Here is a 2,801-nt window from a genome sequence, read left to right as displayed (position 1 = left end):
GCATTCAACACGCCGGTGCCCGACATCAGCGACACCTCGCGCTCGGCCGAGCTGCCGCCCATCAGCACCGCGGTCTTGCCCAGGGCCTTGGCGTCGATCTTCATCGCGTCGCTCATGCCGGCACCCCCAGCAGGTCGACCACCTTGGCCGGCACCGCGCCGATGCTGCCGGCGCCCATGGCAATCACCACGTCGCCGCCACGCGCCTGCTTGGCGATGGTGGCGGGCAATTCTTGGATGTCGTCCACGAACACCGGGTCGACCTGACCGGCCACGCGCAGCGCGCGCGCCAGCGCCCGGCCGTCGGCGGCCACGATGGGCGCTTCACCGGCCGCATACACCTCGGTCAGCAGCACCGCATCGGCGGTGCCCAGCACCTTGACGAAGTCCTCGAAGCAGTCGCGGGTGCGGGTGTAGCGGTGCGGCTGGAAGGCCAGCACCAGCCGGCGGCCCGGGAAGGCGCCACGCGCGGCCGCCACCACCGCGGCCATCTCCACCGGATGGTGGCCGTAGTCGTCGATCAGCGTGAACTCGCCGCCTTCGGCCGCCGGCAGCTCGCCATAGCGCTGGAAGCGCCGGCCCACGCCGCCGAAGGCCGCCAGTGCGCGCACGATGGGCTCGTCGGGCAACTCCAGCTCGGTGGCCACGGCCACCGCGGCCAGCGCATTGCGCACGTTGTGCTCGCCGGGCAGGTTGAGGGTGATGTCCAGGTCGGGCATGCGCACGCCGTTGCGGCGCTGCGCGGTAAAGCGCATCTGCCCGCCGGGCAGCGCCTGCACGTTCACCGCGCGGATCTGCACGTCTTCCTGGAAGCCGTAGGTGACCACCGGGCGCGAGACCATCGGGATGACCGAGCGCACGCCCGGGTCGTCGGCGCAGACGATGGCCGCGCCGTAGAAGGGCATGCGGTGCAGGAAGTCCACGAAGGCCGTCTTCAGCTTGGCGAAGTCGTGGCCGTAGGTGTCCATGTGGTCGGCATCGATGTTGGTGATGACCGACAGGATGGGCGACAGGTTGAGGAAGGAGGCGTCCGATTCGTCAGCCTCCACCACGATGTACTCGCCCGAGCCTAGTCGCGAGTTGGCGCCCGCGCTGTTGAGGCGGCCGCCGATCACGAAGGTGGGGTCGATGCCCGCTTCGGCCAGCACGCTGGTGACCAGCGAGGTGGTGGTGGTCTTGCCGTGGGTGCCGGCGATGGCGATGCCTTTGCGCAGGCGCATCAGCTCGGCCAGCATCACCGCGCGCGGCACCACCGGCACGCGGTGGGTGCGGGCGGCGATGACCTCGGGGTTGCTGCCCTGCACCGCGGTGCTGATGACCACGGCTTCGGCGCCGGCGATGTTGGCCGCGTCGTGGCCCACGGCCACGCGGATGCCGAGCGCCGCCAGCCGGCGCACCACGGCGCTGTCGTTCTGGTCGGAGCCGGAGACGGTGTAGCCCAGGTTGTGCAGCACCTCGGCGATGCCGCTCATGCCGGACCCACCGATGCCTACGAAGTGAATGTGCTTGACCGCGTGTTTCATGGCTTGATCAGCCTTTCAATCTCATCTGCCACACGCGCGGCGGCCCGCGGGCGCGCCAGGGTGTGGGCTTTTTCTGCCATGGCCAGCAAGGCCGTGCGGTCGGTGGCCTGGAACAGTTCGGCCAATTTCTGGGGTGACAGCTCGGCCTGCGGCAGGTGCACCGCGGCGCCGTGCTGGGCCATGAACATCGCGTTGTCGCGCTGGTGCGAAGTGGTGCTGACGATCAGCGGCACCAGCACGCTGGGCACGCCGGCGGCGCACAGCTCGCTCACCGTCACCGCGCCGGCGCGGCACACCACCAGATCGCAGTCGGCCAGGCGGCGCGACATGTCCTCGATGAAGGGCAGCACCTCGGCCTGCACCCGCGCTTCGGCATAAGCCGCACGCACCGCTTCCACATGCGCGGCGCCGGTCTGGTGGATGACCACCGGGCGCTGGTCGGCTTCGATCAGCGCCAGCGCCGCGGGCAGCGTCTGGTTGAGCACGCGGGCGCCCAGGCTGCCGCCCAGCACCAGCACACGCAGCGGGCCGCTGCGGCCGGCAAAGCGCTGCGCGGGCACCGGCAGCGCTTCGATCTCGGCGCGCACCGGGTTGCCGGTGACCACCGAGCGCCGGGTACGGGCCGCATCGGCGCCGTCGAAGCCGAAGGCCACGCGGTCGGCGAAAGGCAGCAGGCCCTTGTTGGACAGCAGCAGCGCCGCATCGGCATTGACCAGCACCAGCGGCTTGCGCAGCAGGCCGGCCACCAGGCCGCCCGGGAAGCACACATAGCCGCCCATGCCCAGCACCGCATCGGCGCTGCGGCGGCGAAGAATGCTCAAGCTCTCAGCGAAAGAGCCGATGAGCTTGAAGACACCCTTGACCGCATGCACCACGCCCTTGCCGCGCAGGCCGGCAAAGCCCAGGCGGTCGATGCTGATGCCGGCGGCGGGCACCAGCGTGTTTTCCATGCCGGCGGGCGTGCCCATCCAGCTCACGGTCCAGCCGCGGGCCTGCATCTCGCGTGCGACCGCGATGCCGGGGATGATGTGGCCGCCGGTGCCGGCGGCCATGATGACCAAATGGCTCATGCAAGTGTCACGGCGCTCACGGCCGGCCTCCCCGCATCAACGCACGGTTTTCCATGTCGGTGCGCAGCACGATGGCCAGCGCCACCAGGTTCATCACGATGGCCGAGCCGCCATAGCTCATCAGCGGCAGCGTCAGGCCCTTGGTGGGCAGCAGGCCCAGGTTCACGCCCATGTTGATGAAGGACTGGCCGCCCATCCAGATGCCGATG

The 2,801-nt window shown here is 70.2% G+C and carries 3 protein-coding genes and 1 pseudogene; all 4 read right to left on the bottom strand.

What is annotated here, in order from left to right; translation table 11 throughout:
* A pseudogene (locus ABNT58_RS16840) lies at positions 1-116 on the bottom strand (D-alanine--D-alanine ligase); the annotation flags it as partial.
* Positions 113-1,522 (bottom strand): UDP-N-acetylmuramate--L-alanine ligase, encoded by a 1,410-nt coding sequence (gene murC, locus ABNT58_RS16835; protein WP_348754601.1) that lies wholly within the window; start codon positions 1,520-1,522, stop codon positions 113-115. The pseudogene ABNT58_RS16840 and the gene murC, both read right to left, overlap by 4 nt.
* Complete coding sequence (gene murG / locus ABNT58_RS16830; protein WP_348754600.1) at positions 1,519-2,592, bottom strand: undecaprenyldiphospho-muramoylpentapeptide beta-N-acetylglucosaminyltransferase; 1,074 nt, start codon at positions 2,590-2,592, stop codon at positions 1,519-1,521. Before murG ends, murC begins: the two co-directional genes overlap by 4 nt.
* A 16-nt stretch (positions 2,593-2,608) precedes the next feature.
* Positions 2,609-2,801, bottom strand: a 193-nt coding sequence (locus tag ABNT58_RS16825; RefSeq protein WP_348754599.1) for an FtsW/RodA/SpoVE family cell cycle protein, incomplete at its 5' end; no start/stop codon positions are given.

Origin of the sequence: uncultured Aquincola sp. (assembly GCF_964001545.1) — a bacterium.
Classification (GTDB): Bacteria; Pseudomonadota; Gammaproteobacteria; order Burkholderiales; family Burkholderiaceae_C; genus Aquincola.
Note: the sequence above shows the minus strand (reverse complement) of the source record. Positions and strands in the feature narration are given on the sequence as shown.